At 67.4% G+C, this 24,668-nt stretch carries 26 protein-coding genes; 12 read left to right on the top strand and 14 right to left on the bottom strand.

Annotated features, from left to right (window positions below; all coding sequences use genetic code 11):
- Positions 1–217 precede the first annotated feature (217 nt).
- Positions 218–1,726, top strand: a complete 1,509-nt coding sequence (locus ACIP1U_RS20105) for a glycine betaine ABC transporter substrate-binding protein (protein WP_400318469.1) — start codon at positions 218–220, stop codon at positions 1,724–1,726.
- 24 nt (positions 1,727–1,750) lie between these two features.
- On the opposite strand, the gene ACIP1U_RS20110 is transcribed toward ACIP1U_RS20105, so the two are convergent.
- Positions 1,751–3,166 carry a PLP-dependent aminotransferase family protein gene (locus ACIP1U_RS20110; protein WP_400318335.1) on the bottom strand — a complete coding sequence of 472 codons (1,416 nt, stop codon included), beginning with the start codon at positions 3,164–3,166 and terminating at the stop codon, positions 1,751–1,753.
- A gap of 152 nt (positions 3,167–3,318) precedes the next feature.
- Between ACIP1U_RS20110 and ACIP1U_RS20115 the strand changes: the two genes are divergently transcribed.
- Genes ACIP1U_RS20115 through ACIP1U_RS20125 form a run of 3 tightly spaced genes read left to right on the top strand, consistent with a single transcriptional unit; the run spans position 3,319 to position 6,821 of the window.
- Entirely contained in the window at positions 3,319–3,543 is a 225-nt protein-coding gene (locus ACIP1U_RS20115; protein WP_400318337.1) for a DUF2970 domain-containing protein, read from the top strand.
- Positions 3,544–3,592: 49 nt separating this feature from the next.
- A complete protein-coding gene (locus tag ACIP1U_RS20120) occupies positions 3,593–4,918 on the top strand; it encodes a c-type cytochrome (RefSeq protein ID WP_400318339.1) in 1,326 nt (441 codons plus the stop codon).
- Between the two features lie 55 nt (positions 4,919–4,973).
- A complete protein-coding gene (locus ACIP1U_RS20125) occupies positions 4,974–6,821 on the top strand; it encodes an NAD(P)-binding protein (protein WP_400318342.1) in 1,848 nt (615 codons plus the stop codon).
- Between the two features lie 30 nt (positions 6,822–6,851).
- Here the strand turns inward: ACIP1U_RS20125 and ACIP1U_RS20130 are convergent, their stop codons facing one another.
- A complete protein-coding gene (locus ACIP1U_RS20130; RefSeq protein WP_400318471.1) occupies positions 6,852–7,754 on the bottom strand; it encodes an acyltransferase in 903 nt (300 codons plus the stop codon).
- A gap of 441 nt (positions 7,755–8,195) precedes the next feature.
- On the opposite strand from ACIP1U_RS20130, the gene ACIP1U_RS20135 reads away from it, so the two are divergent.
- Complete coding sequence (locus ACIP1U_RS20135) at positions 8,196–8,579, top strand: hypothetical protein (protein WP_400318344.1); 384 nt, start codon at positions 8,196–8,198, stop codon at positions 8,577–8,579.
- Between the two features lie 129 nt (positions 8,580–8,708).
- Positions 8,709–8,852, top strand: a complete 144-nt coding sequence (locus ACIP1U_RS20140) for a hypothetical protein (RefSeq protein ID WP_400318347.1) — start codon at positions 8,709–8,711, stop codon at positions 8,850–8,852.
- A 15-nt stretch (positions 8,853–8,867) separates the two neighbouring features.
- On the opposite strand, the gene ACIP1U_RS20145 is transcribed toward ACIP1U_RS20140, so the two are convergent.
- From ACIP1U_RS20145 to phnG, 7 genes are read right to left on the bottom strand one after another with little or no spacing between them, the layout of a single operon-like run.
- On the bottom strand, positions 8,868–10,076 hold the full coding sequence (locus ACIP1U_RS20145) for an alpha-D-ribose 1-methylphosphonate 5-triphosphate diphosphatase (protein ID WP_400318349.1): 1,209 nt from the start codon (positions 10,074–10,076) through the stop codon (positions 8,868–8,870).
- A gap of 24 nt (positions 10,077–10,100) precedes the next feature.
- Positions 10,101–10,865: a phosphonate C-P lyase system protein PhnL gene (gene phnL, locus ACIP1U_RS20150; RefSeq protein ID WP_400318352.1), complete on the bottom strand. Its 765-nt coding sequence runs from the start codon at positions 10,863–10,865 to the stop codon at positions 10,101–10,103.
- A 5-nt stretch (positions 10,866–10,870) separates the two neighbouring features.
- The gene (gene phnK, locus ACIP1U_RS20155; protein ID WP_209776013.1) at positions 10,871–11,647 is read right to left on the bottom strand and encodes a phosphonate C-P lyase system protein PhnK; all 777 of its coding nucleotides are present in this window, start codon (positions 11,645–11,647) and stop codon (positions 10,871–10,873) included.
- Positions 11,644–12,546, bottom strand: coding sequence for an alpha-D-ribose 1-methylphosphonate 5-phosphate C-P-lyase PhnJ (locus ACIP1U_RS20160; RefSeq protein WP_400318356.1), 903 nt, complete (start codon positions 12,544–12,546; stop codon positions 11,644–11,646). The genes phnK and ACIP1U_RS20160 overlap by 4 nt, the downstream gene beginning before the upstream one ends.
- The gene (locus ACIP1U_RS20165) at positions 12,543–13,700 is read right to left on the bottom strand and encodes a carbon-phosphorus lyase complex subunit PhnI (RefSeq protein ID WP_400318358.1); all 1,158 of its coding nucleotides are present in this window, start codon (positions 13,698–13,700) and stop codon (positions 12,543–12,545) included. The genes ACIP1U_RS20160 and ACIP1U_RS20165 overlap by 4 nt, the downstream gene beginning before the upstream one ends.
- A 1-nt stretch (position 13,701) precedes the next feature.
- Positions 13,702–14,316 carry a phosphonate C-P lyase system protein PhnH gene (gene phnH / locus ACIP1U_RS20170; protein ID WP_400318361.1) on the bottom strand — a complete coding sequence of 205 codons (615 nt, stop codon included), beginning with the start codon at positions 14,314–14,316 and terminating at the stop codon, positions 13,702–13,704.
- Position 14,317: 1 nt separating this feature from the next.
- Positions 14,318–14,818 (bottom strand): phosphonate C-P lyase system protein PhnG, encoded by a 501-nt coding sequence (phnG, locus tag ACIP1U_RS20175; RefSeq protein ID WP_400318364.1) that lies wholly within the window; start codon positions 14,816–14,818, stop codon positions 14,318–14,320.
- A 173-nt stretch (positions 14,819–14,991) separates the two neighbouring features.
- On the opposite strand from phnG, the gene phnF reads away from it, so the two are divergent.
- The 4 genes from phnF to phnN all read left to right on the top strand — a co-directional run bounded on the left by phnF (position 14,992) and on the right by phnN (position 18,298).
- On the top strand, positions 14,992–15,726 hold the full coding sequence (phnF, locus tag ACIP1U_RS20180) for a phosphonate metabolism transcriptional regulator PhnF (protein WP_400318367.1): 735 nt from the start codon (positions 14,992–14,994) through the stop codon (positions 15,724–15,726).
- A gap of 69 nt (positions 15,727–15,795) precedes the next feature.
- Positions 15,796–16,998 (top strand): alpha-D-ribose 1-methylphosphonate 5-triphosphate diphosphatase, encoded by a 1,203-nt coding sequence (locus ACIP1U_RS20185; RefSeq protein ID WP_400318370.1) that lies wholly within the window; start codon positions 15,796–15,798, stop codon positions 16,996–16,998.
- Positions 16,995–17,717: a DUF1045 domain-containing protein gene (locus ACIP1U_RS20190; protein WP_400318373.1), complete on the top strand. Its 723-nt coding sequence runs from the start codon at positions 16,995–16,997 to the stop codon at positions 17,715–17,717. The genes ACIP1U_RS20185 and ACIP1U_RS20190 overlap by 4 nt, the downstream gene beginning before the upstream one ends.
- Positions 17,714–18,298, top strand: coding sequence for a phosphonate metabolism protein/1,5-bisphosphokinase (PRPP-forming) PhnN (gene phnN, locus ACIP1U_RS20195; protein WP_400318376.1), 585 nt, complete (start codon positions 17,714–17,716; stop codon positions 18,296–18,298). Before ACIP1U_RS20190 ends, phnN begins: the two co-directional genes overlap by 4 nt.
- Before the next feature lie 869 nt (positions 18,299–19,167).
- Here phnN and ACIP1U_RS20200 read toward each other — a convergent pair.
- The 5 genes from ACIP1U_RS20200 to ACIP1U_RS20220 form a co-directional block, all read right to left on the bottom strand.
- Positions 19,168–19,653, bottom strand: a complete 486-nt coding sequence (locus tag ACIP1U_RS20200) for a GNAT family N-acetyltransferase (RefSeq protein WP_400318379.1) — start codon at positions 19,651–19,653, stop codon at positions 19,168–19,170.
- 4 nt (positions 19,654–19,657) lie between these two features.
- Entirely contained in the window at positions 19,658–20,470 is an 813-nt protein-coding gene (phnE, locus tag ACIP1U_RS20205; RefSeq protein ID WP_400318382.1) for a phosphonate ABC transporter, permease protein PhnE, read from the bottom strand.
- A gap of 75 nt (positions 20,471–20,545) precedes the next feature.
- On the bottom strand, positions 20,546–21,547 hold the full coding sequence (gene phnD / locus ACIP1U_RS20210) for a phosphonate ABC transporter substrate-binding protein (protein WP_400318384.1): 1,002 nt from the start codon (positions 21,545–21,547) through the stop codon (positions 20,546–20,548).
- 53 nt (positions 21,548–21,600) lie between these two features.
- A complete protein-coding gene (phnC, locus tag ACIP1U_RS20215) occupies positions 21,601–22,449 on the bottom strand; it encodes a phosphonate ABC transporter ATP-binding protein (RefSeq protein WP_400318387.1) in 849 nt (282 codons plus the stop codon).
- 85 nt (positions 22,450–22,534) lie between these two features.
- A complete protein-coding gene (locus tag ACIP1U_RS20220) occupies positions 22,535–22,759 on the bottom strand; it encodes a DUF1345 domain-containing protein (RefSeq protein ID WP_400318389.1) in 225 nt (74 codons plus the stop codon).
- Between the two features lie 330 nt (positions 22,760–23,089).
- On the opposite strand from ACIP1U_RS20220, the gene ACIP1U_RS20225 reads away from it, so the two are divergent.
- Together ACIP1U_RS20225 and ACIP1U_RS20230 are read left to right on the top strand one after the other, a co-directional pair.
- Positions 23,090–23,311 carry a hypothetical protein gene (locus ACIP1U_RS20225; RefSeq protein WP_209764433.1) on the top strand — a complete coding sequence of 74 codons (222 nt, stop codon included), beginning with the start codon at positions 23,090–23,092 and terminating at the stop codon, positions 23,309–23,311.
- 188 nt (positions 23,312–23,499) lie between these two features.
- Positions 23,500–24,498, top strand: a complete 999-nt coding sequence (locus tag ACIP1U_RS20230) for a tripartite tricarboxylate transporter substrate-binding protein (RefSeq protein ID WP_400318392.1) — start codon at positions 23,500–23,502, stop codon at positions 24,496–24,498.
- Positions 24,499–24,668 lie beyond the last annotated feature (170 nt).

Genomic DNA, 24,668 nt, shown 5'->3' on the forward strand with positions numbered 1-24,668 from the left:
CGATGGGCGTTGGGCGTAGGCGATGTATGTGTAATCCGGATTTTGACGCGTCCATCATGCAGATGGCAAATACTATTTCGGGATAAGGCTATGCCGCAGCTATGATGTAGAGATGCCGGACGCACACCGGCCCACCAAAAGGACGGATGTGTTTGCCTGGCTCCGTGGCAATCGACAGAACAATGAAAAGCCCACGCTGTGGCGCGTGGCACTTTGGGTGCTGGCAACAGCACTTTTGGTTGCGGAGCCCGCGCAGGCCGCCGACCCGCTGCGCGTCGGCTCGAAGCGCTTTACCGAGTCCTACATCCTTGGCGAACTGCTGACGCAGGCCGCCGGCCCGCCTGGCACCGCGCAGCACCAGCAAGGGCTGGGCAATACCGCGATCGTGTTCGAGGCGCTCAAGGCCGGCAGCATCGACCTCTATCCCGAGTACACCGGCACGCTCGCCGCCGAGATCCTGAAGCTGCCGACTGGCGCTGGCCTGGAGGCCATCCAGCGGGCGCTGGCCCCGCTGGGGCTGGGAGCCACGATCCCGCTCGGCTTCGAAAATACCTACGCACTGGCCGTCTCCGATACCCGCCCGCCCCACCTGCGCCGGCTCAGCGACCTGGCAGCGCAGCCACGGCTGCGGCTGGGCCTGTCGCATGAATTCCTCGGCCGGGCGGACGGCTGGCCCGGTCTTGCCAGCCGCTATCGCCTGCCGCAGCAGCCGGCCGGGCTGGACCACGGCGTTGCCTATGAGGCGCTGGCAGCGGGGCAGGTGGATGCCATCGACATTTATTCGACCGACGCCAAGATCCTCAAGTACCGGCTGCGCGTGCTCGAAGATGACCGCCGCTATTTCCCGCGCTATGACGCCGTGGTGGTGTACCGGCTGGACGTGCCGCAGCGCTTCCCTCAGGCGTGGCAGGCGCTGCAGCGCTTGTCGGGCCGCATCAGCGCGGCCGACATGGTGGCGATGAACGCCGCGGCGGAGATTGACCGCAAGCCGTTCGATCTCGTCGCGCGAGAGTTCCTGGCCCATGGCCCGAACCCCGGCACCGAAACGGCAGCAGCGCCGGCATCCGAGGCCGCTGCGGCAGGTACCAGCGGTCGCGGCCTGCTCGGCGCGCTGCTTGGCCCCGATACCAACCGGCTGGCGCGGCGCCATGTCGGACTGGTGGCCGGCGCGGTCGGCGCTGCCACGCTGGCCGGCGTGCCGCTGGGCATCCTGGCCGCGCGCCGCCGGCGCACCGGCCAGGTGGTGCTGGGCGCCGTCAGCGTGCTGCAGACCGTGCCGTCGCTGGCCTTGCTGGCGATGCTGATCCCGCTGCTGGGCCGCATCGGCGTGTGGCCGGCGCTGGTGGCACTGTTCCTGTATGCGCTGCTGCCGATCGTGCGCAACACCGCTACCGGACTGGAGCAGGTGCCAACGGGCATGCGCGACGCGGCCCGCGCGCTCGGGTTGCGCGGCGGCCAGGTACTGCGCTACGTCGAACTGCCGCTGGCGCTGCCGGTGCTGCTGGCCGGCGTCAAGACCGCCGCCATCATCAGCGTGGGCACGGCCACGATCGCCGCGTTCGTCGGCGCCGGCGGCTTTGGCGAGCGCATCGCCACCGGGCTGGCGCTCAACGACACCACGCTGCTGCTGGCCGGCGCGATCCCGGCCGCGGTGCTGGCGCTCGCCGTGCAGGCCGCGTTCGAGACGCTGGAATGGGCGCTGCGCCGCCGCCGCGATGCGCGCTGAGACCGCTGAGACCGCTGAGACCGCTCAGGCTGTCTGTTGCGCGATCAGTCGGCCGAGCGTGGCGATTGCCGCCTCCGCCTCGTCGTTCCACAAATGCCCGTAGTTGAGCCGGATGCAGTTGCGGTAGCCCTGCCGCGCCGAGAAGATCGGCCCCGGCGCCAGCCCGATTCCGGCCTCCAGCGCGGCATGGTGCAGCGCCAGCGCGTCAAAGCCCGGCGCGAACTCGACCCACAGGAAGTAACCGCCATCCGGCCGCGATACGCGCACGCCCTCCGGGAAATGCCGTCCGATGGCGTCGAGCATCTGGCCCTGCTGCATTTCCAGGACATGGCGCAGGCGGCGCAGGTGCTTGTCGTAGCCGCCGTGCTGCAGGTACTCGGCCAGCGCGACCTGGGCAGGCACGCCGGCCGACAGCGTGGTCATCAGCTTGAGCCGCTGGATCGCCTCGCCGAAGCGGCCCGGCGCCACCCAGCCGATGCGAAAGCCCGGCGACAGCGTTTTCGAGAACGAACTGCAATGCATCACCAGCCCCTGCGTATCGAAGGCCTTGGCCGGCAGCGGGCAGCGGTTGCCGAAATAAAGCTCGCCGTAGACATCGTCTTCGATCAGCGGCACCTGATGACGTGCGAGCAGGGCCACCAGCGCCTTCTTCTTGTCCTCCGACATGCTGGCGCCGAGCGGATTCTGGAACTGCGTCATGAACCAGCAGGCCTTGACCGGGTGGCGCGACAGCGCGTGGTCGAGCGCGCCCAGGTCAATGCCCTGCGCCGGATCGACCGGGATCTCCAGCGCCTTGAGGCGCAGCCGTTCCAGCGCCTGCAGCGCGGCATAGAACCCCGGCGACTCGATCGCGACCACGTCGCCCGGCTGGGTCACGGCCATCAGGCACAGGTTCAGCGCCTCCAGCGCGCCGTTGGTGACGACCAGTTCCTCGGCCGGCTGCGGCGCCCCCGCGCCGAGGTAGCGCAGCGCAATCTGCCGCCGCAGCGCCGCGTTGCCGGGCGGCAGGTCGTTGACCGAATGCCACGGATCCAGCGCACGGCCGGCCCGCGCCAGCGACTTGCCCAGCCGCTCCCACGGGAACAGTTCGGGCGACGGAAAGGCTGAGCCAAACTGCACCAGCTTGCGGTCGCGCGCGCTCTCCAGCACCGCGAACACCAGCTTGGAGATGTCGACCTGGGTCGAGACTTGCCGCGCCGGCCGAGCCTGCGGCTGCGGCAGGTCGCGCCGCGCCGGCCCCGCCACGTAGTAGCCGGAACGCTCGCGCGCGCGCACCAGGCCGCGCTCTTCCAGCCGGTAGTAGGCCTGGAACGCGGTGGAGGGACTGACGCCGTATTGCGCCACGGTCTTGCGGATCGACGGCAGGCGGGTGCCGGGCGGCAGGCTGCCGTTGCGGATATCGGCGGCCAGGGTTTCGGCCAGGGCTTCGTACCGTTTCATGGGGCGCTGTCGGGGGCGGGGTGCGAGGTGGCATTATCGCCCCGGCCGGGCAACTGATACGTAAATATTCCCGGTATCTGATGCTGTTATGGCTGGCGGCCGGCGGCCATAATCGGTTGTCGTCGCCATCGGCTTTCGTGCAAGGAGAGACAATGAACCCGTTGAGGCTATTGCGGACCGTGCTGTGGGGCTTTTTTGGCCTGCGCAAGGGCCAGGAGCACCAGCGCGACCTGGAAAACCTGCGTCCGGTGCCGCTGATCCTGACCGGCGTGGCCGTGGCCGCGGGGCTGGTGGTCTGCCTGGTGCTGGCCGCCAACTGGGCGGTCTCGAGCGCGTCGGCAGCGGCAAGGACCGTGCCGGCCGTGACGACAGCCTGAGCAGTTGCGTCGCGTTACATTCCCATCACAACAACAAGCTGATCGACCCATGTCTCGCCCGACGGGGCGGCATTGCGCCGCCGCTTTGCTGCCGGCGCGATGGTTGCCCTGGCTGTGGCTTTCCCTGGCGCTGCTGGTTGCCTGCCAGGCCCGTCCGGCACTGGCCGCAGGCGCCACCGAGGCGCAGCAGGTCGAGCGCGGCCGCTATCTCGCGCGCATCGCCAACTGCGCGGCATGCCATACCCGCGAAGGCGGCAAGCCGTTTGCCGGCGGGTTGCCGATCCGCACCGCCGTCGGCACGCTCCACTCGACCAATATCACCCCCGACGCGGCCACCGGCATCGGCGCCTATACGCTGGCCGAGTTTGACCGCGCACTGCGCAAGGGCCTGGCGCGCGACGGCAAGCGCCTGTATCCGGCCATGCCTTACCCGTCCTATGCCCGCATGCGTGCCGACGACGTGGCCGCGCTGTATGCCTATCTGCGCGCGGATGTCGTGCCGGTGGCGCAGCGCAACCCCGCGCCGCAGCTGCGCTTTCCGTATGGCATGCGTTCGCTGCTATCGGTGTGGAACCTGCTGTTTCTCGACGATGATCCGGTGCGCACCGAGCCCGCGCGCGGCGACGCCTGGAACCGCGGCGCCTACCTGGTGCAGGCAGTGGCCCACTGCGGTGCCTGCCACACGCCTCGCGGCCGGTTGTTCGCCGAGAAAGGCCTGGACGAGCGTAGCCGCCACTTCCTGTCAGGCGCCAGCGTGGAAGGCTGGTCCGCGACCAACCTGACCGGCGACCAGGTCACCGGCCTTGGCGCATGGTCGCGCGCGGACATTGCCGAGTTCCTGCGCACCGGGCGCAATGCGCACGCGACCTCGTTCGGGCCAATGTCCACCGTTATCTCCACCGCCACGCAACACATGAGTCCGGGCGACCTCAATGCCGTGGCGGCCTACCTCAAGTCGTTGCCTGGCGCGCGCGGCGAGGACAAGCCGTTCCGCCCCGATCCGGCCACCATGCAGCAACTGCACCAGGGCCGCTTCGACCTGCCGGGCGCACGCCAGTACGCGGTGTACTGCATGCCGTGCCATGGCGCCGACGGCAAGGGATTTGCGCGCGTGTTCCCGCCGCTGGCAGGCAACCCTACCGTGGCCGATCCCGATCCGGCGTCGCTGGTCAACCTGCTGCTCGATGGCGCCGTCACTGCGCGCGTCGGCACCGCCGCCACTGACTACCACATGCCCGGTTATGGCTGGACGCTGGACGACCAGGAACTGGCCAGTGTGCTGACTTTTATCCGGCGCGGCTGGGGCAACCGCGCCGGGCCGGTGACTGAAGCCGACGTGGCCGCGCGGCGCAAGGCGCTGGCGGCACAGCGCTGAAGTACAGCGCTGAAGTACAGCGCTCCGGCACACACCGCTTTCCGAAGAGCATCCGATGACGATCACGCGCAGAGACTTCCTCAATGGCACGGCGCTGACCATTGCCGCCGGGCTGACGCCGGTGCAATGGCTGCACGCGCAGCAGGGCGGTGCGGCAAACGCCGGCTATCCGCCGGCCCTGACCGGGCTGCGCGGCAACCATGCCGGCACGTATACGCTGGCCCACGGTCTGGCGCGCGAGGGTGCCAAATATCCCCTGGTGCTGGCTCGCGAGGCCTTTGACCTGGTCGTGGTCGGCGGCGGGCTGAGCGGACTGGCGGCGGCGTGGTTCTACCGGCGCCGTTTCGGCGCCGCCCGGCGCATCCTGATTCTCGACAACCACGACGACTTCGGCGGCCATGCCAAGCGCAACGAATTCACCGTCCGTGGCCAGCGTCTGGTCACCTATGGCGGCAGCGCCGAGATGCCGCCCGGCGCGGCCAGCGACGCTGCCATGCGGGAGTTGCTGGCCGGCATTGGCCTCGATCCCGCGCGCATGCCAGCCGCGCCGCCGTCAGACCCATATGCCGCGCTGGGCATGGGCCGCGCCGTGTTCTTCGACGCCGAGCATTTCGGCCGCGACCAGTGGGTCGGCGGCGATCCCTTCGGCGAGCTGGTTGATGCACGCAATGGCCTGCGCGCGCAGGGCCCTGACGCCGCGGCCTTGCAGCGCTTCCTCAATCTGGCGCCGCTGCCCGCAGCGGACCGCGCCGCGCTGGCCCGTCTGGCGGCCGGCACCACCGACTACTTGCCCGGTCTGGAAGGCACTGCACGCGCCGCCGCGCTACGTACCATGCGCTACGCCGCCTTCCTGCGCGACAAGGCCGGCCTCGGCCTGCCGGCGCTGCGCTTTCTGCGCAGCCGCAGCAATGATGCCTATGCGCTCGATGCCGACGGCATATCGGTGGCCGACGCCATCGCGATCGGGCTGCCCGCCGGTGCCAACATGCCCGCGCCGGCGCCGAACAGCCGGCTGGGCAAGTCTCCGGCCTCGCGCCTGTGGTTCCCCGATGGCAACGCCTCGCTGGCGCGGCTGATGGTGCACAGCCTGATTCCCGGCGTGGCGTCGATTGCCACCCCGGCCGACGTGGCTGCCGCCGCTTTCGACTACAGCCGGCTGGACCGCGACGGCGCGCCGGTGCGGCTGCGGCTGAACAGCACCGCGATCGCGGTCGAGCCCGATGGCAACATCACTCGCGTGACCTACGGCTGGAACGGCAACCTGCACCGTGTCGAAGCGCGCCACGTGGTGCTGGCAGGCTACAACATGATGATCCCGTACTTGCTGCCGTCGCTGCCGGCGGCACAGAAGTCGGTGCTGCGCGATGAGGCCAAGGCCCCGCTGGTCTACACCAAGGTGGCGCTCGACAACTGGCAGGCCTTCGCCGCGCTGCGCGCGCGGCGCATTCACGCGCCGGCCATGACGTACACCGACCTGTGGCTGGAGCCGCCCGCGGGATCTCGCCCGTCCGACCCTGCGGTGCTGCACATGCTTTATGTGCCAACCGTGCCCGACAGCGGCATGCGCGCCCGCGACCGTTTCCGCGCTGGCCGTGCCTTCCTGCTCGGGACCCCGTTCGACGCGCTCGAGCGGGACATCCGCGCGCAGCTTGACCGGATGCTGGGGCATGCCGGCTTCAGCGCCAGCAAAGTCATCCGCGGCATCACGGTGAATCGCTGGGCGCACGGCTACAGCTATATGCCGGACAGCGTGGCTGGGGAGAACGTCGCAGCCGACGCGGCCTGGCCGAACCTGGCCGGGGTCGGCAATGTCAGCATTGCCAACAGCGACAACGCCGGCAGTCCATCGGTGACGGCGGCGGTCAGCCAGGGCAAGCGGGCGGTGGAGCGGCTGCCGGGGTAGCAGGGCGGCAGCCGGGCAATGTGTGCGCGGTCAGCTGGCGCGCGGGGTAGTCAAGGCCTCGATCTCATCGTCCTTGTCCTGCCACTGCCGTGCCAGCCATTGGTGGAATTCGGTGCGGAACGCCTTGTCGGTGGCGTAGTCGGCCTCGCAGAACGCCGGCGGCACCGGCAACTGGTGCATGCGCACCACCACCATGCCGGCGCGGCCGCAAGCCAGGTCCCAGAAGCTCGGCACGCCGTCGGGATAGGCGATGGTCACGTCGATCATCGAGCGGAAGCGCGTTCCCATCGCATTCAGCGCCACCGCCAGCCCGCCCGCCTTGGGCTTGAGCAGGTGGCGGTATGGCGAGGCCTGGGAAGCACGCTTGGCCTCGGTAAAGCGTGTGCCTTCGGCAAACACCATCACGCTGGTCGGCACCAGCGAGAATTTTTCGCACGCGCGCCGCGCCGTTTCCTGGTCCTGGCGCCGCAGCGCCGGGTTGCGGCGCAGTTCCGCCTTGCCATGGCGCTTCATGAACGGAAAGTCCAGCGCCCACCAGGCCAGCCCGATCACCGGCACATAGATCAGCTGCTGCTTCAGGAAAAACTTCAGCAACGGGATGCGCCGGTTCAGCGTACGCTGCAGCACAAAGATATCGGCCCACGACTGGTGGTTGCAGTTGACCAGGTACCAGTCCGCGTAGCGCAGCCCGGTATTGCCCTGGACATCCCACGGCGCCTGCTGGATGCGCGCGAACCAGCCGGAAGTCCAGGAAATCCACGCCGCGGCAATGCCATTCAGCACGGGATCGACGCGCCGGCGGACCGCGGCAAAAGGCAGCACCAGCCTCAGAAGCGCCAGCGGGAACAACAGTGCACACCAGAACAGGGTGCTGGCAACCAGCACGATCCAGCTGACGATGCCGGTGATCCACCCAAAGCGGCCGCGTGGCAAGGGCAGGGTGCGATGGGACCCGAAGGATGCGCTGGATTGACCAGCATCGGCAGCGCGGGGCGTGCCGGATGGCGAAGTAGGAAAAGTCATGGATGCCAGTTTGCTAGCTCTCGGCGGATAAAGGCTTGAGCAGAGTCAAGGCGGGCAGTACAAATCTGTACCGCAAGCCGGAGTGCGGGGGCCAGTGCCTAGTGTACGACAGGATGCACGCCGCAAATGGCGTCGGGGACACCTGCGACGCAGGGTCAGTCCGGCCGGACGGCGCACTGCGGAAGACCCGGACCAACGCGGCGTGGAGAGACTATGCTTTGGGAACGGGCATGCCGGACGCAATGCGGGGCTACGCTGGCATCACGGCCCTAGTGCCATGAATCGCAAGTTCGTTGCAACGAACTTCCAACTCATGACACTAGCCACGCACAACGGTACGGCGGTGACAACATGAAGCGTGTTCACGCCCTGATCGCAGCCAGCGCGATGCTGGCTGCCTGCGTTTCGACGGGCGTCGACGTCCGGCAGGAGCATCTGGAAAATTTCCTGCTCGACTTCTCCACGCTTGACGACGTGACCGCGCAACTCGGCAAGCCGACCTCGGAGACGACGCTCAGCAACGGCTCGACCATCCTGGTCTATTCCTTCGCGAGTTCCCGGCCGCATCCCGAGAGCTTTATTCCCTTCATCGGGCCGCTGTTCGCCGGCGGCTCCATCCGGTCGTCGACGGTGCTGTTTGAGTTCGACGAGAACGGTGTGCTCAGGAGCCAGCGCAGGACCATGTCGACCAGCGCGTCGGGGTTGAGCGTGTTGCCGGCGGATCCGTTGCCTTAGGGCTCGCTTCCATCGCGGCTCAGAAAGCAGGCTTGGGCAAGCTCTGCCAGAAGTTGACCACCCTGCGCGAAGGCAACCGCATTGTCGGCGCCCGGCAAGAGGAGGAGTCCCTGGTCCGCCGCGACAAAGATGTACCGCATCGGCGCTGCGGATGAAACGTCGCTGAGCGACCCGCTGCCGTCCGGCCACCCCGTGGCGGCGTGGGTGGCCGACAAGTCCGGCGTCGTCCGGCATGCAGAGACACCGATGCTTCAGGCTTTTGCCGTCAGATGAAGCGCAAGCCGTCGATCAGGCTACCGCCTGTATTGCCTCCTGGCGGGACGTAGCGCTTGTTTCCGGCTTGCCGCCACGATACCCCGCTGCGAATACCATCCGCCCCCCCGACCACGTATGGGTGACCATCGGCTGGCCGGCCACGCTGGCCACGGCGATCACGTCGGCACGCAGCCCCGGCGTCAGCCGGCCCCGGTCGCGCAGCAGGCAGGCTTCCGCGGGGTTTGCCGTCACCAGCGCCAGCGCTTCGTTCAGCGGCAGCTCCGCCTGCCGGGCGGCGGCATAGGCCGCGGCGATCAGCGTTGACGGCTGGTAGTCCGAGCACAGGATAGTGCCGACACCGGCGTGGATGGCGTCGATCGCGCGCATCGAGCCGCTCTGGCTCTTGCCGCGCAGCACGTTGGGCGCGCCCAGGATGGTCGGCAACTCCTGCGCGCAGGCGGCTTGCGCGGTCTCCAGGTTGATCGGGAACTCGCTCATGCGCACGCCCAGCGCCTGCATGGCGGCGATGCGCTGCGGGGAATCGTCATCGTGGCTGGCCGTGGGGATGCCGAGCCGGTGCGCCTGCGCCACCAGCCGGTTCACGCGCTCATGCGCGCCGTCCAGCGCGGCAGCTTTCTTGTCGGCGGCGTCGGTGGCTTCGTCGCGGGTCATGCCGTGGTTGCCCATCATGTAGGCGAGGTAGGCGTCCAGCGTCTTGAACTGGCCCTGGCCCGGCGAATGGTCCATCACCGACAGCAGGTCAACCACGCCCTCGGCCATCAGCATTTCCAGCACCGGCACGGCGCCGGCATCGGTCACTTCATAGCGGCAATGGATGCGGTTGTCGACCAGGCTGTGGCTGCGGAACGCGGCCACGGTGCGCACCAGCGTGGCCGCGGTGTCGACGTTGCGCACGCCGAAGTGATTGCCGGCAAAGGAGAGCGCATGGTACGGCGTAGTGATGCCGGCAGCGGCGTTGCGGCGGTCGACCTGGGCCACGGCGAAATCCAGCGGGAACAGCACGTTGGCGCGCGGTTCCACCTCTTTCTCGATGGCATCGCAATGCACGTCGACCAGTCCCGGCATTACGGTGTGGCCGCGCAGGTCGATCACGTCGGCGTGCGCCGGCGCGGCGGCTGGCTCGATGGCGGCAATATGGCCGTCCTCGATCAGCAGCGCGCTGTCATGCAGCACGCGGTCGGGCAGCACCAGGGTGGCGTGCGTCAGGTAGGTTGCGGTCATGTCCGGCTCCGTTGTTCTGGACAGTTACTGGCCAGTCACTGGCAATTGGGGGGCGAGGGCAGGAGCAGTGGCGGGCTGCAGCGGCAGCAGGCGCGTAGCCACGGCGTCGCGCACCGCCTCGTCGTGGAAGATGCCGATCAGGGCGCGGCCTTCGGCCAGTGCCTCGCGAATCAGATCGACCACCACTGCGCGGTTGTCGGCATCGAGCGAGGCGGTGGGCTCGTCGAGCAGCAGGATCGGGTGGCCGCCGATCAGCCCGCGGGCAATGTTGACGCGCTGCTGCTCGCCGCCCGAGAAGGTGGCCGGCGGCAGTTCCCACAGCCGGCGCGGCAGGTTCAGGCGTTCCAGCAACACCTCGGCACGGGCGCGCGCTTCGTCATGACTGGTGCCGCGTTGTTGCAGCGGATCGGCCACCACGTCCAGCGCCGACACGCGCGGGATCGCGCGCAGGAACTGGCTGACGTAGCCGATCACGTCGCGGCGCAGCTTCAGCACGCGCTGTTCGGGGGCGTTGTTCAGCTCGACCCACGGCTCGCCGTCGGCGCTGGTGTCGCGCAGGCGGATGCTGCCTTCGGTGGCGAGGTAATTGCCGTAGAGGCAGCGCAGCAGCGTGCTTTTGCCGGTGCCCGAAGGTCCCGACAGCACCAGGCATTCGCCGCGCGCGGCGTCGAAGTCGATTGCATTCAGCACTGGCAGGCGGATGCCGCCCTGGTTGTGCAGCGTAAACATCTTGCCGAGGCCGCGGACCTCAACCAGCTTCTTCAGCTTCTGTGCATTGTCTGCTTGCATCGTCGTCAGCCTTGCAGGATGGAGGAGACCAGCAGCTGCGTGTAGGGGTGCTGCGGGTCATCGAGGATCTGGTCGGTCAGGCCTTGCTCGACCACGCGGCCGCCCTGCATCACCAGCGTGCGGTGCGCCAGCAGGCGCGCGACGGCGAGGTCGTGCGTGACCAGCACGGCGGCCAGGCCGAGATCGGAGACCAGGCGGCGCAACAGGTCGAGCAGGCGCGCCTGCACCGAGACATCGAGCGAGGCGGTGGGCTCGTCCATGAACACCAGCCGCGGATGCGTGACCAGGTTGCGCGCGATCTGCAGGCGCTGCTGCATGCCGCCGGAGAACGTGCCGGGGACATCGTCGAGGCGGGCCAGGTCGATCTCCATTTTCTCCAGCCAGCTTCCGGCGACTTCGCGCAGGTTGCCGTAGTGGCGTTCGCCCACCGCCATCAAGCGTTCGGCGATATTGGCGCCGGCGCTGACCTGCATGCGCAGGCCGTCGCGGGCATGCTGGCGCACGAAGCCCCAGTCGGTGCGCGCCAGCAGCCGCATGCGTGCGCTGGATAGCGTGGCCAGGTCGGTCAGGCCGGATTCGCGCATGTCGTAGCTGACGCTGCCGCGCTGCGGCGGCGCCTGCATCGACAAGGCCTGCAGCAGCGTGCTCTTGCCCGAGCCGGATTCGCCGACCACGCACAGCACTTCGCCGGGATAGAGGTCGAAGCTGACGTCATGGCAGCCATGCAGGCCGTCCCAGGTGCGCGTCAGGTTGCGCACCGACAGCAGCGGGGTCGTGCTCATTGGGCACCTCCCGCGGCGTGCTTGACCGCTTGCCCGGCCTGGCGATCGGCGCAGTACTCTGTGTCGGAGCAGACGAACATGCGCGTGCCGGCATCGTCGGTGATGATTTCGTCCAGGTAGCTGTCGGTGGCGCCGCATTGCGCGCAGCAGCTCGTCCATTTCTCGACCGTGAACGGATGGTCGGCGAAATCCAGGCTCTTTACCGAGGTATACGGCGGCACGGCATAGACGCGCTTCTCGCGCCCGGCGCCGAACAGCATCAGCGCGGGGCTGCGGTCGAGCTTGGGGTTGTCGAACTTGGGAATCGGCGAGGGCCGCATCATGTAGCGCTGGTTGACGATCACGGGATAGTCGTAGGTGGTGGCGATATGCCCGTGATGGGCAATGTCTTCATAGAGCTTCACATGCATCGCGCCATACTCCGACAGCGCGTGCATGGTGCGGGTCTCGGTCTCGCTTGGCTCCAGCCAGCGCAGCGGCTCGGGGATCGGCACCTGGAACACGATGGTCTGGCCCGCGTGCAGCGGCGTTTCCGGAATGCGGTGGCGGGTCTGGATGATGGACGCCTCGGCGGTGCGCTCGGTGGTCTGGACGCCGGTCACGCGGCCGAAAAAGCGGCGGATATTGATGGCGTTGGTGGTGTCGTCGGAACCCTGGTCGATCACCTTCAGCGTGTCGGGCTTGCCGATGATGGCGGCGGTGACCTGGATGCCGCCCGTGCCCCAGCCGTAGGGCAGCGGCATTTCGCGGCTGCCGAACGGGACCTGGTAGCCGGGGATCGCCACGGCCTTGAGCAGGGCGCGGCGCAGCATGCGCTTGGTCGATTCGTCGAGGTAACCGAAGTTGTAGTGCTCGTCGCGGGCGATGCCCGTGGCGGCGGATGCGTTCGCGGCGGTCATGCCAGCGTCTCCTCTTGCGGCTGGGGCTGTGGATGCGATTCGGGTTGCGCGGGTTGCTTGGGTTGGGCCGGCGCTGCGGCGTTCGTGCCTTCCTGTTCGCCGCGCAGGCGGCGCAGCAGTTCCAGGTTGGCCTGGAAGTCCACGTAGTGCGGCAGCTTCAGGTGCTGCACGAAGCCGGAGGCCTCGACGTTGTCGCTGTGGTACAGCATGAATTCGATATCGTTGGCCGGGGCGTCGGCGGCCTCGCCCAGTTCGGCGGCGCGCATGGCGCGGTCGGTCAGCGCCATCGACATGGCTTTGCGCTCGTTGTAGCCGAACACCAGCCCGTAGCCACGCGTGAAGCGCGGCGCTTCGTCGGCGTTGCCGGTGAACTGGCTGACCATCTGGCATTCGGTCAGCTCGACTTCGCCGATCGTCACCGCGAAGCCGAGTTCTTCGGCGAACAGTTCGACCTCAACGGTGCCATAACGGATTTCCGCCGCGAACGGGTGCGAGTTGCCATAGCCGCGCTGCGTGGAATAGCCCATCGACAGCAGGAAGCCTTCATCGGCGCGCGCCAGGTTCTGCAGGCGCGCGGCGCGGCTGGCGGGGAAGGTCAGCGGCTCGCGCGTCAGGTCGGGCGGGGCGGGGTCGTCGGCGGGGATCTGGTCGGCTTCGACCAGTTGTTCCGCCTCCAGCAGGCCGGTCACGCGCGGCATGCTGGCGGGCAGCGGCTCCGCCGAAGGCGGCAGCGGTGCGGGATCGCGGCCGGCTTCGAGAGAAAAGTCCAGCAGGCGCTGCGTGTAGTCGTAGGTCGGCCCGAGTACCTGCCCGCCGGGCACGTCCTTGAAGGTCGATGAAATCCGGCGCTGCAGGCGCATTGCGCCGGTATCGACCGGTACGGTATAGCCAAAGCGCGCCAGCGTGGTCCGGTAAGCGCGCAGCAGGAACACCGCCTCGATCTGGTCGCCGGCGGCCTGCTTCAGCGCCAGCGCGGCCAGGTGCGGGTCGTACAGCGAGCCCTCGGCCATCACACGCGAGACGGCCAGCGGCATCTGCTCGCGGATCTGCGCCAGCGTCAGTTCGGGCAACGTCGTGTCGCCGCGGCGGTAGGCGTCGAGCATCTGGTAAGAATTCAGGATGGCGCGTTCGCCACCTTTGACAGCTACGTACATGTCAGGCCTCCATCTGCGTGGTGCGCGTCAGCGCGCAGAACCGGTCGCCGCTGGCGAGCAGCAGGTCGACGCCCAGCGGAAAGCCGGCGTTGTTGGCGTGCCAGGCGCCGCGGAAGCCGGCCGGCAGGCCGGCCACGCGCAGCGTTTGCGTGCGCTCGATACCGGGGCCGCGCAGCGTGAAGATGTCGCCGTCGTCGAGCGAGTCGACTTCCACCAGCAGCGTGGCCGAACGGTCCGGGAACGCGGGCTCGCCCTGCGCGCAGTCGGCCAGTGCCGGCATGGCGTGGCCGGCGGGCACGCACACAAAGGTGGCGGCGCGGAGGTCGTCGGTCAGCGGGCAGCCGCAATGGAAGCGCAGGAAAGCGCGCGCGGCGGCGGGCACGCCCGCCGGCAGCCACACCGGGGTGTCGGGATCGGCCAGCGTCAGCAGCAGCGCGGCAAGCGCCGGCGACAGGCCGTCAGGCAGGCCGGTGGTCGCCGGCAGGGACTGGACTTGCCCGGGATGGGCAAAGGCATGCAGCGTGGCGCGGAATACCTGCTGGGCGTCGTCGACCGGGTTGTCGAAGCCTGGCACCAGCGACGTGGCGGTGGACAGCATCGGTTGGTTGGCAATCATGTCAGTCCTCTCCCCGGACCATGGTGAAGAACTCCACGCGCGTTTGCGCGGCGGTAGCTGCCTGCTGGGCCGCGCGTGCGGCATGGGCATCGGCCAGGGGCACCAGCACGGCGTCGTGCACGCGCTGGTGCCAGGCCGGTCGCTGCAGCAGCGCGTCCAGCACCGCCGCCTGTTGCGCGTGTTGCGCGCTGCGGCCCTGCACATAGGCAACGCCTACTGTGCCGCCGGCATCGCCGTCCTCCAGCACGACCGCGCAACGCGTGACCGTGATTTCGCCGAGGTTGAACTGCGCTCCGGTGCCGCCGGCACGCGCGCGCACCATCGCCATGCCGGACTCCGGCTTGCGCAGCAGGCGCCACGCGGGCAGGGCCGCTGCCTGGCCCAGTTTGGCATAGGCAGCATCGAGCACCTCGGTTGGCGCCATTGCCAATACCCGCAGCCAGGCAGCGCGGGCCGGGTTCGCATCGGTCGTTGCCGGACCGGCGGTTTCGCTTTGCATCATTACCCCTATACGTCTATACGTTTAGATGTCACAAGGTGAACACGCCGCTACTAGACCACAGGCAGATGAACGTTTCGTGACGCTGCCCGGCATTAGTCGGGCACCCTGCCATGTCGGCATAACTCGGGCACAATCGCATGGCACCAATGAACGCTTGATGACAAGAGGGCAGGATGTCTGATCGGGAAGTAGAACGGGGTTCCGGCGTGGCGGTTTGGCGCCAGATCGGCGAGGCGCTGGCGGATGACATCCGCAACAAGCTGTACCAGCCCGGCGAGCAGCTGCCGCCGGAGCCGGAACTGGCGACACGCTTCGCCGTGAACCGGCACACCATCCGGCGCGCCATGGGCGAACTGGAACTGAGCGGACTGGTGCGTATCGAGCAGGGCCGCGGCACCTTCGTGCAGGAGCACGCGATCGACTACGCGATCGGACGGCGCACGCGCTTTTCGCAGAACCTGGCCGCGCAGGGCATGCGCGGGCATACCGAGATCATCGGCTGCCAGGAACTGCGTGCGCCGGAAATCGCACGCCACCTGGGCCTGGCGCGCACGGCGCCGGTGCTGCATGTGCAGATGCGCGGGCGGGCCGAGGCACGCACCATCGACGTTGCCGAGCATTATTTTGATCCGAAACGCTTCCCCGGCATCGACGAGGCGATTCGCGCGCAGCAATCGGTGTCGCGCGCGCTCGCGCAGTTCGGCATCGCGGACTACACCCGCAAGTGGTCGCGCATTACCGCCGCGATGCCGAGCGCCCCGGTGGCACGGCTGCTGAACCAGCCCAAGACGCGCCCGGTGCTGCAGGTGGAGGCGCTCAACGTCGATATCGACGGCGAGCCGGTGCAGTACAGCGTGACGCGCTTTGCCGGGGATTGGGTGCAGCTGACGGTTTCGGACAGCGACTGACGTTGCGCGGACGCCGCGCGTATTGGTCTAGACATCTGCTTGTCATTTGCCGGCGCTAACGTCCTGTCCATGCATACGATCATTCCTACCCAAGCGCCGCAGCTGAGCGGCATCACGGGGCGCCGCGTGCTTGGCGCGGCGGGCTTGGGGCCGGCTACGCTGGGCTGGCGCGACGGCACTCTGGTCCAGCATGCGCCAGCATCCGGCTTGTGGCTGGACGCGGGCGACCTGCTGGTGCTGCCCGGCATCGTCGATATCCATGGCGACGCATTCGAGCGCGCTGTCATGCCGCGTCCGGGCGTCAGTTTCCCGTACGCGGGTGCGCTGCTCGACGTGGACCGCCAGCTGCTGGCAAACGGCATCACCACCGAGTTCCATGGCGTGACCCTGTCATGGGAGGGCGGGCTGCGCGGCGAAGCGTATGCGCTGCGCATGTTCGAAGCGCTCGCGCAACTGAGCCCCATGCTTGGCGCCGAGCACAAGGTGCATCTGCGCTTCGAGGCATTCCACCTCGCCGGCGTCGATACCGCACTGGCCTGGATCGCCGATGGGCGTATTGGCCTGCTTGCCATCAACGACCACTTGCCGATGATGGCACGCCGCATGGCCGACGAAGGCAAGCTGCGGCAATACGCCGAACGCGCCGAGTGCGACGTCGAGACCTTCCGCCGGCGCCTGCGCGCGGCCAGCGCCAATGCGCAGGAAGTGCCGGAGGCGATGGCGCGTCTGATTGCCGCGGCGCGCGCGGCCGGGCTGCCGGTGGCTTCGCATGACGACCCCGACGTTGCCACGCGCCAGCACTACCACCGCCGCGGCTGCCGTATCGCCGAGTTTCCGCTGACCATCGACGCCGCGACGCTGGCGCGCCAGCTGGGCGACGACATCGTGTTCGGCGCGCCCAACGTGGTGCGCGGCACCAGCCACACCGGCGCGCCCAACGCGACCGAGATGGTGGCCGCCGGCCTGTGCACGGTGCTCGCTTCCGACTACTACTACCCCGCGCCACTGCAGGCGGCGCTGCGCCTGGCGCAGTTGGGCGTGCTCGATTTGCAGGGTGCGTGGCACCTCGTGTCGCGCAATCCCGCGCGTGCGGCCGGACTGCGCGACCGCGGCACGCTGGCCGCGGGCCTGCGCGCCGACGCCATCCTGGTCGACGACAGACGGCCGGGTGCGCCGCGCGTCTGCGCCACCATCGTCAATGGCGAACTGAAGCATGCCGCGGCGATGCCGCCGTTGGTCGATCTTGCCGACGCCGGTACACTGGCTGCATGACCATGCATGCTCACCGTTACGCGATCTACCTGGCTCCGGCCGAGCCGTTCCGTACCTTCGGCAACCAGTGGCTTGGCCGCAATGCCGATACCGGCGCGGCCGCGCCCATGCCGTCCGAGTTCACCGCGCCGCCCTCCGAGTGGGTGCGGGCGCCGGCCCACTATGGCCTGCATGCCACGCTGAAGCCGCCGTTCCGGCTTGCCGAGGGCACGGACGGCGCGCAACTCGACGCCGCGGCCCGAGAGTTTGCGCGGGGCCGCAAAGCTTTCGACCCGCCGCTGGCTTTGCGTTCGCTGCGGGGCTTTGTCGCATGGTGCCTGGCCGAAGCGTCACCGCCGATGCAGGCGTTGGCCGATGCCAGCGTGGTGGCATTCGAGCGCTTCCGGGCGGCGCCGGCCGCGGCCGAACTGGCACGACGCAGGCTTGAGCAGCTGAGCGCTGCACAGCGCCATATGCTCGATGCCTGGGGCTATCCGTATGTGTTCGAGACCTTTGTCTTCCATATCACGCTGACCGGCATGCTCGATGCCGCCAGCGAGGCGGCAGCGCTGGCACGGCTGTCGGCGGATGGCGGCAAGCTGCTGGAAACGCCGCTGCATGTCGATGGCATCAGCGTATTCGTGCAGCCGCAGGCTGGCGACGACTTTATCGTCGGGCGCCACTATGGCTTCGATGGCAGTATCAACGATGGCGCCGGTGCGGCGTACCTGGACGCATGAGCACGCAGATCAAGACGGACGGCAGCGGCCTGTTTTATGTAATGGGGCCGTCCGGCAGCGGGAAGGATTCGCTGCTGCGCGCGCTGCGCGAGCGATTGAGGCCCGACGATCGCGTGGTGGTGGCGCATCGCTATATCACGCGCGAGGCCGATGCCAACGAAGCGTCGGTGGCCCTGACACCCGATGAGTTCCAGCGCCGCCAGGCGCTTGGGTGCCTGGCGCTGAACTGGCACAGCCATGGGCTGCACTATGGCATTGGCGTCGAGATCGAGCAGTGGCTGGCTGCAGGGTTGACGGTGATCGTCAATGGCTCGCGGGAGTACCTGCCGCAGGCAGTGGCGCGCTATCCGAAGCTTTGCGCTATCCACGTACGGGTCAAGCCAGAGGTGCTGGCGGCGCGCCTGCGTCAGCGTGGGCGTGAGTCAGAGGAGGCGATCGCGCGGCGGCTGGCGCGGGCGGGGCAGGCGTTTGATGTTCCGGATGGGTGTTTGTTGGTGGAGATCGACAACAGTGGGGCGCTACAGGTATCGGCGGATGATTTGGCGCGGGTGGTGGGGGTGGGGGTGGGGGTGGATAGCTGAGCCTTCGCCGCGGTGGTCGCTGTTGATGGCATGCTGTCGGCCTTTGAAGCGTTGTGGTCGCTGTTGGTGACATGCTATCGGCCCTTGAACCGCCTGGTTCCGCCCTCCTGGGCGGGTCACTTTTTGCCCGAGCGGCAAAAAGTAACCAAAAAACGCGTCGCCTGAGCGGCTGGCTATCAATTTGGCGGCGTGGGTGGTTCGGGCGGTGGTGATTTCCGTTTGATCGGGATGGTGGTTCGGGCCTGCTACGCACCCTGTCTGTGCCTGCTTCCACGGACTGTTGAACGAACCCGAAGCAGGGGATTGGCAGCCTGCTAAGCGCGTTATCGGTGGGACGCCTTCGGCTGCGCTGCGCGCGCTCAGTATCGTAGGTCGGGTGCCCAGGCACGGAGTGCGTCGCTGCGCTCGCACAGCGTTATCGCGTGCGACGTTGGGCCCGAAGCGGGAGCCCGGACTTGGGCGGCAGCTCTGCCACGTTAGGGCCGGCGCGTAGCGCAGCCGAAGGCGTCCCACCGATGCGGTCGTTAGCAGGCGGCCACCACCCTGCTTCGGGTTCGTTCAACAACCCTTCGACGCAGGCACCCTCCCGGGAGCGTAGCAGGGTCGAACGGGCACCCACACGAATTGGAGACCAAAGCCGCCCGATCCACTGCCGCCACGAAATTGATAGCCAGCCGCTCAGGCGACGCGCTTTTTGGTTACTTTTTGGCGCTCGGCCAAAAAGTGACCCGCCCAGGAGGGCGGAACCAGGCGCTTCAACGGCCGACAGCACAGCGATAACGGCGCTTCAACGGCCGACAGCATGTCACCCACAGCGATAACGGCGCTTCAACGGCCGACAGCATGTCACCCACAGCGACAACGGCACTTCAAAGCCCGATACTAAAACTAACCCCATGCTCAATAAACCCAAGCCCCCGATAAAACCGATGGGCCTGCAGCCTCCGCGCATTTGACGACAACGCCAGCTTCCCCGCCCCAGCCTCCCGCGCCAGCCGCATGGCCTCCCGCATCATCGCCTTGCCAACGCCCATGCCGCGCGCGTGCGGCGCGACCACGACGGCCTCGACGATGGCCTCGGGCCGCCCATCATGAACCATCACAGGAAACACCAGCAGGCTGAACGTGCCCAGCGGTATCTCATCAGCATCGACCATCATGTAGCAACGATAGTCCGGATAGCGCCGCATGGTCGCATACCGCTCGCGCATCGTCTCCAGCGACAAGGGCGTCTCGCCATCCATGGCGGCAAGCAGGGCGGAAAGATGCCGCAACTCCGCATCGGAACCGCGTACTTCGCGCAAGGCAAGGGCAGGAGCGGTGGAGCCGCCTTCAGTGCGGGAACGCATCAGCATAGTGTCACACCAGCACCTTGCGAATCTGGGCAGAAATAATATCGATGGCCGACACAAACAGAATGATGATGATCATCACCGCACAGGTCTGCCCATACTGGAAACTGCGAATGATTTCCCACAACACGGTGCCGATACCCCCGGCGCCGACAATGCCCACCACCGACGCCGATCGCACATTCGACTCGAAGCGATACAGCGCAAACGATAACCACAACGGCAGCACCTGCGGAATCACGCCATAGACGATCTCGTCGATCGGACCCGCACCCGTGGCCCGCACGCCTTCAACCGGCCGCGGGTCGATCGCCTCGACCGCTTCGGCAAACAGCTTGGCCAGCACGCCGGTAGTGTGGATCCAGATTGCCAGCACACCCGCGAACGGCCCCAGTCCGACGGCGACGATAAACAGCATCGCAAATACCATCTCATTGATGGCGCGACAGGCATCCATGATGCGACGCGCCGGCTGGTAGACCCACGCGGGCACGATATTGGCCGAGCACAGCAAGCCCAGCGGCACCGCCATCGCGACCGCCATGGCGGTGCCCCACAGCGCGATCTGCACGGTGACCAGCATCTCGTCCAGGTAGTGACGCCAGTCGCGGAAATCAGGCGGGAAGAATTCGGCGGCGAATTTCGCCATGTTGTCGGAATCGCGCAGCAGGTCCAGGGGGCGCATGTCGGCGCCTTGCCAGGACAGGCCGAGCAACGCCAGCACGACCGCCCAGGTCAGCATCATGGCGAGGGACGTGCGCGGCGGCCGGACAGGGTTTTGAGACGACGGGGGCAGGCCGGGCGTGGCGGTGACGGTCATGGGCAATCCGGTTTGAAGCAGGGTGTGAGGGAACGGCAGGGGACCGGCGACAGGCCGGCCCCTGCAATGCGCGCCTTATTGCGCGCTGGTGGCCGCGGCGGCCTTGTCCAGTTCGGCCAGGCGGCGCGAGACGTCGGCCAGGCGCTTGTCCTTGTCGGCAGCAGCCAGCGTCGTGTCGGTCTCGATCTTGGCCTTCTCGCGGGCCAGCTCGATCTGGCGGATCGGCACCAGCTGCGCGTCGCTGGAAGGGCGGAAGCCCTGGTAGGTCAGCCCGGCCAGCACCTGCTTCTCGCGTGCGGCGTCGGCGCCCTTGCCGTAGTTGACGAAGAAGGTCTGGATCTTCTTCTTCAGCTCGGGCGACAGGTCCTTGCGGTAGACCATCGGGTCGGCCGGGATCAGCGGCGATTTCCACAGCACGCGCACCTGGTCAAACGGATTCTTGCCCGTGTTGATGCGGTAGCGCTCCATGTTTTCGGTGTTGTTCACCGCCACGTCCACCTGCTTGTTCAGCACCGACAGCAGATTGGTTTCATGGTTGCCGATGCGCACGGCCTTGAACAGCGTCTTCGGCTCGACCTTGTTGGCGGTCCACAGGTAGTAACCCGGCACCGCGGTGCCCGAGGTCGAGTTGGGGTCGCCGGCGCCGTAGCTCAGCTCCTTGCCGCGCTTGATCACGTCCTCGACGCTCTTCAGGTCGCTGTCCTTGTTGACGATCAGCAGCGACCAGTAGCCCGGGTTGCCGTCCTTGTCGATCACCGAGGCGAACACTTCGCCGTTGGCACGGTCCACTGCTTCCATTGCGGACTTGTTGCCGAACCAGGCGATCTGGACCTTGTTGAAGCGCATGCCTTCGATGATGCCGGCATAGTCCGAGGCGAAGAACGGCTTGACCGTCACGCCCAGCGTCTTGCTGAGATCGTCGATCAGCGGCTGCCAGGCGGTCTTCAGGTTCGACGACGATTCCGTCGAGATAAAGCCGATGCTCAGGCTCTTGGCGTCCTGGGCAAAAGCGGGAAGTGCCGGCAGGACGGCGAGGCCTGAAGCGACGACGACGGCGACAAAGGTTCTGCGAAGCATGGATAACTCCGATTGGGAAAGCGTGGGAGGAGACTGCGGGAGGGGTGGCGCGCTCAGGCCGCCGCCAGGTTCATCGTGACCATCACCGGCGCGGGCATTGTCGCGGCGGGTTCGTCCGCATCTGTTGCGGCATCGTGCAGCAGCTCGTCGGCCTCGGTGCCGTACAGGTCGCGCAGCATGGCAGGCGTCAGCGCCGCCGAAGGGCCGTCATAGACGACTTTGCCGTGGCGCAGCGCCACCACGCGCGGGCAATAGCGCATGGCCACGTCCACCTGGTGCAGCGACACCACCACCGCCACTTTGCGCGTGCGGTTGATCTGAGTGAGCAGCGACATCACGCGGCGCGACGACTCCGGGTCGAGCGAGGCGATCGGCTCGTCGGCGAGGATCACGCGCGCGTTCTGTACCAGCGTGCGGGCGATCGCCGCACGCTGCTGCTGGCCGCCCGACAGCGTCGAGGCGCGCTGAAACGCATAGTCGTCTATACCAACCTGGGCAAGCGCATCGATACCGGCGCGCAGCTCATCGGCCTTGAAGATGCGGAACAGGCTGCGCCATTTCGGGATGCGGGCCAGCATGCCGACCAGGACATTGGTGATGACCGGCAGCCGGCCCACCAGGTTGAATTGCTGGAAGACGAAGCCGATCTCGCCGCGCACATGGCGTACGTTGCGGGCGAGGCGGCCATTGCGCTGCACCGGGCGGCCGTTGACCAGGATCTCGCCGGCATCGGCGGTGACGAAGCCGGCCATATGGCGCAGGAGCGTTGACTTGCCCGATCCCGAGGCACCCAGCAGTGCAACCATTTCGCCGGGGGCAACGCTCAGCGTGACCTCGTCAAGCGCCTTGCGGTCCGCGCGGAACGATTTGGAAAGCCCGCGGACTTCAATTGTGTGGGTCATGTCGACTCCGTGGCTTGAATGACGTCACGAATTCTGGCGGGCGTATATGTCAGACAGATGAAGGTTGGCCGGCCCGTGCTCCGTGCTACAAGCCGCCGAGGGCGTTAACGGTGAACGCCAGGATCCCCATGTTGAACAGGAACGCAGCCATGCAGTGCGCCAGCACCACTTTGCGCATATGCGCGCCGTGGATGGTGATGTCCGACGTCTGGAAATTCATGCCCGGCGTGAAACTGAAATACAGGAAGTCCCAGTAACCGGGTTCCCTCACGCCGGGCACCTCAAGCCCGCCTGAGCTGCTGTCTGTCATGAGCCCTGGCCGCCGGCGCTCTGCGGGTGCGGCAGGGAAGCATACCGACCAACCGGTCGGACATTGCCGCCGCATCTCCATGTTGCACCGCGACGCGCGAGCGCCGGCCTGGCAGGGCAATGTGAGGATAATGCAGCGGCTCTTCCTTCCGCATTGAACAGTCCCGGGTGACCGACTAAGATGGACTTTCGCGGCGCAACCGGTAAGCGCCGCCAGCCAATCTTAAGCGCCCCAGACAACAGGGTCTGCACCACCAGACCTGCCGCACCTCAGAGGGCGCTAGCGCAGTCCCGTTGCAACACACTACCCATGTTTGCCGAGGAGACGCCTGTGCTGAGTCATCACGAGTTTGCCACCCTGGTCCTTGTCAACGACAGCAGCGACCCACCCGAGCTGGACCGGACTGATGTGGAAGCGCTGCTCGCGCACCAGCTGATTACGCTGGAACGGGTCGGGCCCAGCGTCAGCCGGCCGCAGGTCACGCTCCAGGGTTACCGTTTCCTCAAGGCGCTCGGGCGCATCCGCGCGAAAGAGACTCGCGCCTGCCGGTGACGCCTTGCCATGCACGGCTTGCCGCCGCGGCATGCCCTGCCAGTCCTCTCGATCTCCGCCGGGCATTCAGTTTTGCCGTACGCTCCGTTCGGGAAATCCGGATAGCCAGCCGTATCCTTGTCCTGCAATCTGGCGCCGATCGATAACAGACCGGCGCACAGGTGCCGGCATCATGGAGACCGGCAACGATGGTGACGCAAGCAGTGCAGGGCAAGGGTTGGCAATGGATGGTGGTCGGAGCGCTGGGCCTGGCGCTCGCCGGCGGGGCGCAGGCTGCGGATGCCTATCCGTCCAAGCCAGTCACGCTGGTGGTGCCGTTCTCGGCGGGCGGGCCCACCGATGTCGTGTCGCGCGCACTCGGCCAGGCGATGGCCAAAGACCTGGGCCAGAGCGTGGTGGTGGAAAACCGCCTGGGCGCCGGCGGGACCGTCGCGGCGGCGTTCGTGGCGCGCGCGCAGCCCGATGGCTACACCATCCTGATCCATCACAACGGCATGGCCACCGCGCCGGCGCTGTACAAGAAGCTGTCGTACAGCCCGCTGACGGATTATGAGTATATCGGCCAGGTTGCCGATGTGCCGATGACGTTGCTTGGCCGCAAGGATCTGCCGCCGGCCAATGCGGCTGAACTGGTGAAGTACGTATCGCAGAACAAGGACAAGGTGTCGCTGGCCAATGCCGGACTCGGCGCGGTGTCGCAGTTGTGCGGTCTCTTGTTCGAGGAAGCGGTGAACGTCAAGATGACCTCTGTCCCATATCAGGGAACGGGTCCCGCGATGACGGCTCTGCTGGGCGGCCAGGTCGACCTGCTGTGCGACCAGACCACCTCGACGTTGCCGCATATCAACGCCAGCCGCGTCAAGCTGTATGGCGTGACCACCCCCAATCGCATCAAGGCTCTGCCCAATGCGCCGACGCTGCAGGAAGGCGGGCTGAAGGGCTTTTCGATGAAGGTCTGGCATGGCGTCTACGCGCCTAAGGGCACGCCCACGGCGGTGGTGGCACGGCTGACCAAGGCATTGCAGCAGGCGCTGAAGGATCCGGTAGTGGCCAGGCGCCTCGATGACCTGGGCGCGGAGATTGTGCCCGCCGACAAGCAGACGCCGGAGGGACTGAAGACCTGGCTCAAGGCCGAAAGCGACAAGTGGCAGCCGCTGCTGAAGACGATGAAGGTCGAGGCCGACTGATCCCGCGCCGCCGCGGCCAGCGCACGCAGGTAACCCAAGATGCCGCACGGAAGCCCGTGTGGCATGTTGCATTGGCGATCTGCTGACGCCAGCTTCGTGTCCTTCCAACGGCTAACATGGGAATGAGCAGATGCGGGCTGCCAACCGCGCTGATGACGCCCGCGCCACGA

Source organism: Cupriavidus sp. NPDC089707 (genome assembly GCF_044748965.1).
GTDB lineage: Bacteria > Pseudomonadota > Gammaproteobacteria > Burkholderiales > Burkholderiaceae > Cupriavidus.

Excerpts from the sequence above, each read along its gene's own strand:
- ACIP1U_RS20110 (WP_400318335.1), bottom strand. The coding sequence starts at position 3,166 with ATGAAACGGTACGAAGCCCTGGCCGAAACCCTGGCCGCCGATATCCGC.
- ACIP1U_RS20115 (WP_400318337.1), top strand. The coding sequence starts at position 3,319 with ATGAACCCGTTGAGGCTATTGCGGACCGTGCTGTGGGGCTTTTTTGGC.
- ACIP1U_RS20120 (WP_400318339.1), top strand. The coding sequence starts at position 3,593 with ATGTCTCGCCCGACGGGGCGGCATTGCGCCGCCGCTTTGCTGCCGGCG.
- ACIP1U_RS20125 (WP_400318342.1), top strand. The coding sequence starts at position 4,974 with ATGACGATCACGCGCAGAGACTTCCTCAATGGCACGGCGCTGACCATT.
- ACIP1U_RS20135 (WP_400318344.1), top strand. The coding sequence starts at position 8,196 with ATGAAGCGTGTTCACGCCCTGATCGCAGCCAGCGCGATGCTGGCTGCC.
- ACIP1U_RS20140 (WP_400318347.1), top strand. The coding sequence starts at position 8,709 with ATGTACCGCATCGGCGCTGCGGATGAAACGTCGCTGAGCGACCCGCTG.
- ACIP1U_RS20145 (WP_400318349.1), bottom strand. The coding sequence starts at position 10,076 with ATGACCGCAACCTACCTGACGCACGCCACCCTGGTGCTGCCCGACCGC.
- phnL (WP_400318352.1), bottom strand. The coding sequence starts at position 10,865 with ATGCAAGCAGACAATGCACAGAAGCTGAAGAAGCTGGTTGAGGTCCGC.
- phnK (WP_209776013.1), bottom strand. The coding sequence starts at position 11,647 with ATGAGCACGACCCCGCTGCTGTCGGTGCGCAACCTGACGCGCACCTGG.
- ACIP1U_RS20160 (WP_400318356.1), bottom strand. The coding sequence starts at position 12,546 with ATGACCGCCGCGAACGCATCCGCCGCCACGGGCATCGCCCGCGACGAG.
- ACIP1U_RS20165 (WP_400318358.1), bottom strand. The coding sequence starts at position 13,700 with ATGTACGTAGCTGTCAAAGGTGGCGAACGCGCCATCCTGAATTCTTAC.
- phnH (WP_400318361.1), bottom strand. The coding sequence starts at position 14,316 with ATGATTGCCAACCAACCGATGCTGTCCACCGCCACGTCGCTGGTGCCA.
- phnG (WP_400318364.1), bottom strand. The coding sequence starts at position 14,818 with ATGATGCAAAGCGAAACCGCCGGTCCGGCAACGACCGATGCGAACCCG.
- phnF (WP_400318367.1), top strand. The coding sequence starts at position 14,992 with ATGTCTGATCGGGAAGTAGAACGGGGTTCCGGCGTGGCGGTTTGGCGC.
- ACIP1U_RS20185 (WP_400318370.1), top strand. The coding sequence starts at position 15,796 with ATGCATACGATCATTCCTACCCAAGCGCCGCAGCTGAGCGGCATCACG.
- ACIP1U_RS20190 (WP_400318373.1), top strand. The coding sequence starts at position 16,995 with ATGACCATGCATGCTCACCGTTACGCGATCTACCTGGCTCCGGCCGAG.
- phnN (WP_400318376.1), top strand. The coding sequence starts at position 17,714 with ATGAGCACGCAGATCAAGACGGACGGCAGCGGCCTGTTTTATGTAATG.
- ACIP1U_RS20200 (WP_400318379.1), bottom strand. The coding sequence starts at position 19,653 with ATGCTGATGCGTTCCCGCACTGAAGGCGGCTCCACCGCTCCTGCCCTT.
- phnE (WP_400318382.1), bottom strand. The coding sequence starts at position 20,470 with ATGACCGTCACCGCCACGCCCGGCCTGCCCCCGTCGTCTCAAAACCCT.
- phnD (WP_400318384.1), bottom strand. The coding sequence starts at position 21,547 with ATGCTTCGCAGAACCTTTGTCGCCGTCGTCGTCGCTTCAGGCCTCGCC.
- phnC (WP_400318387.1), bottom strand. The coding sequence starts at position 22,449 with ATGACCCACACAATTGAAGTCCGCGGGCTTTCCAAATCGTTCCGCGCG.
- ACIP1U_RS20220 (WP_400318389.1), bottom strand. The coding sequence starts at position 22,759 with ATGACAGACAGCAGCTCAGGCGGGCTTGAGGTGCCCGGCGTGAGGGAA.
- ACIP1U_RS20230 (WP_400318392.1), top strand. The coding sequence starts at position 23,500 with ATGGTGACGCAAGCAGTGCAGGGCAAGGGTTGGCAATGGATGGTGGTC.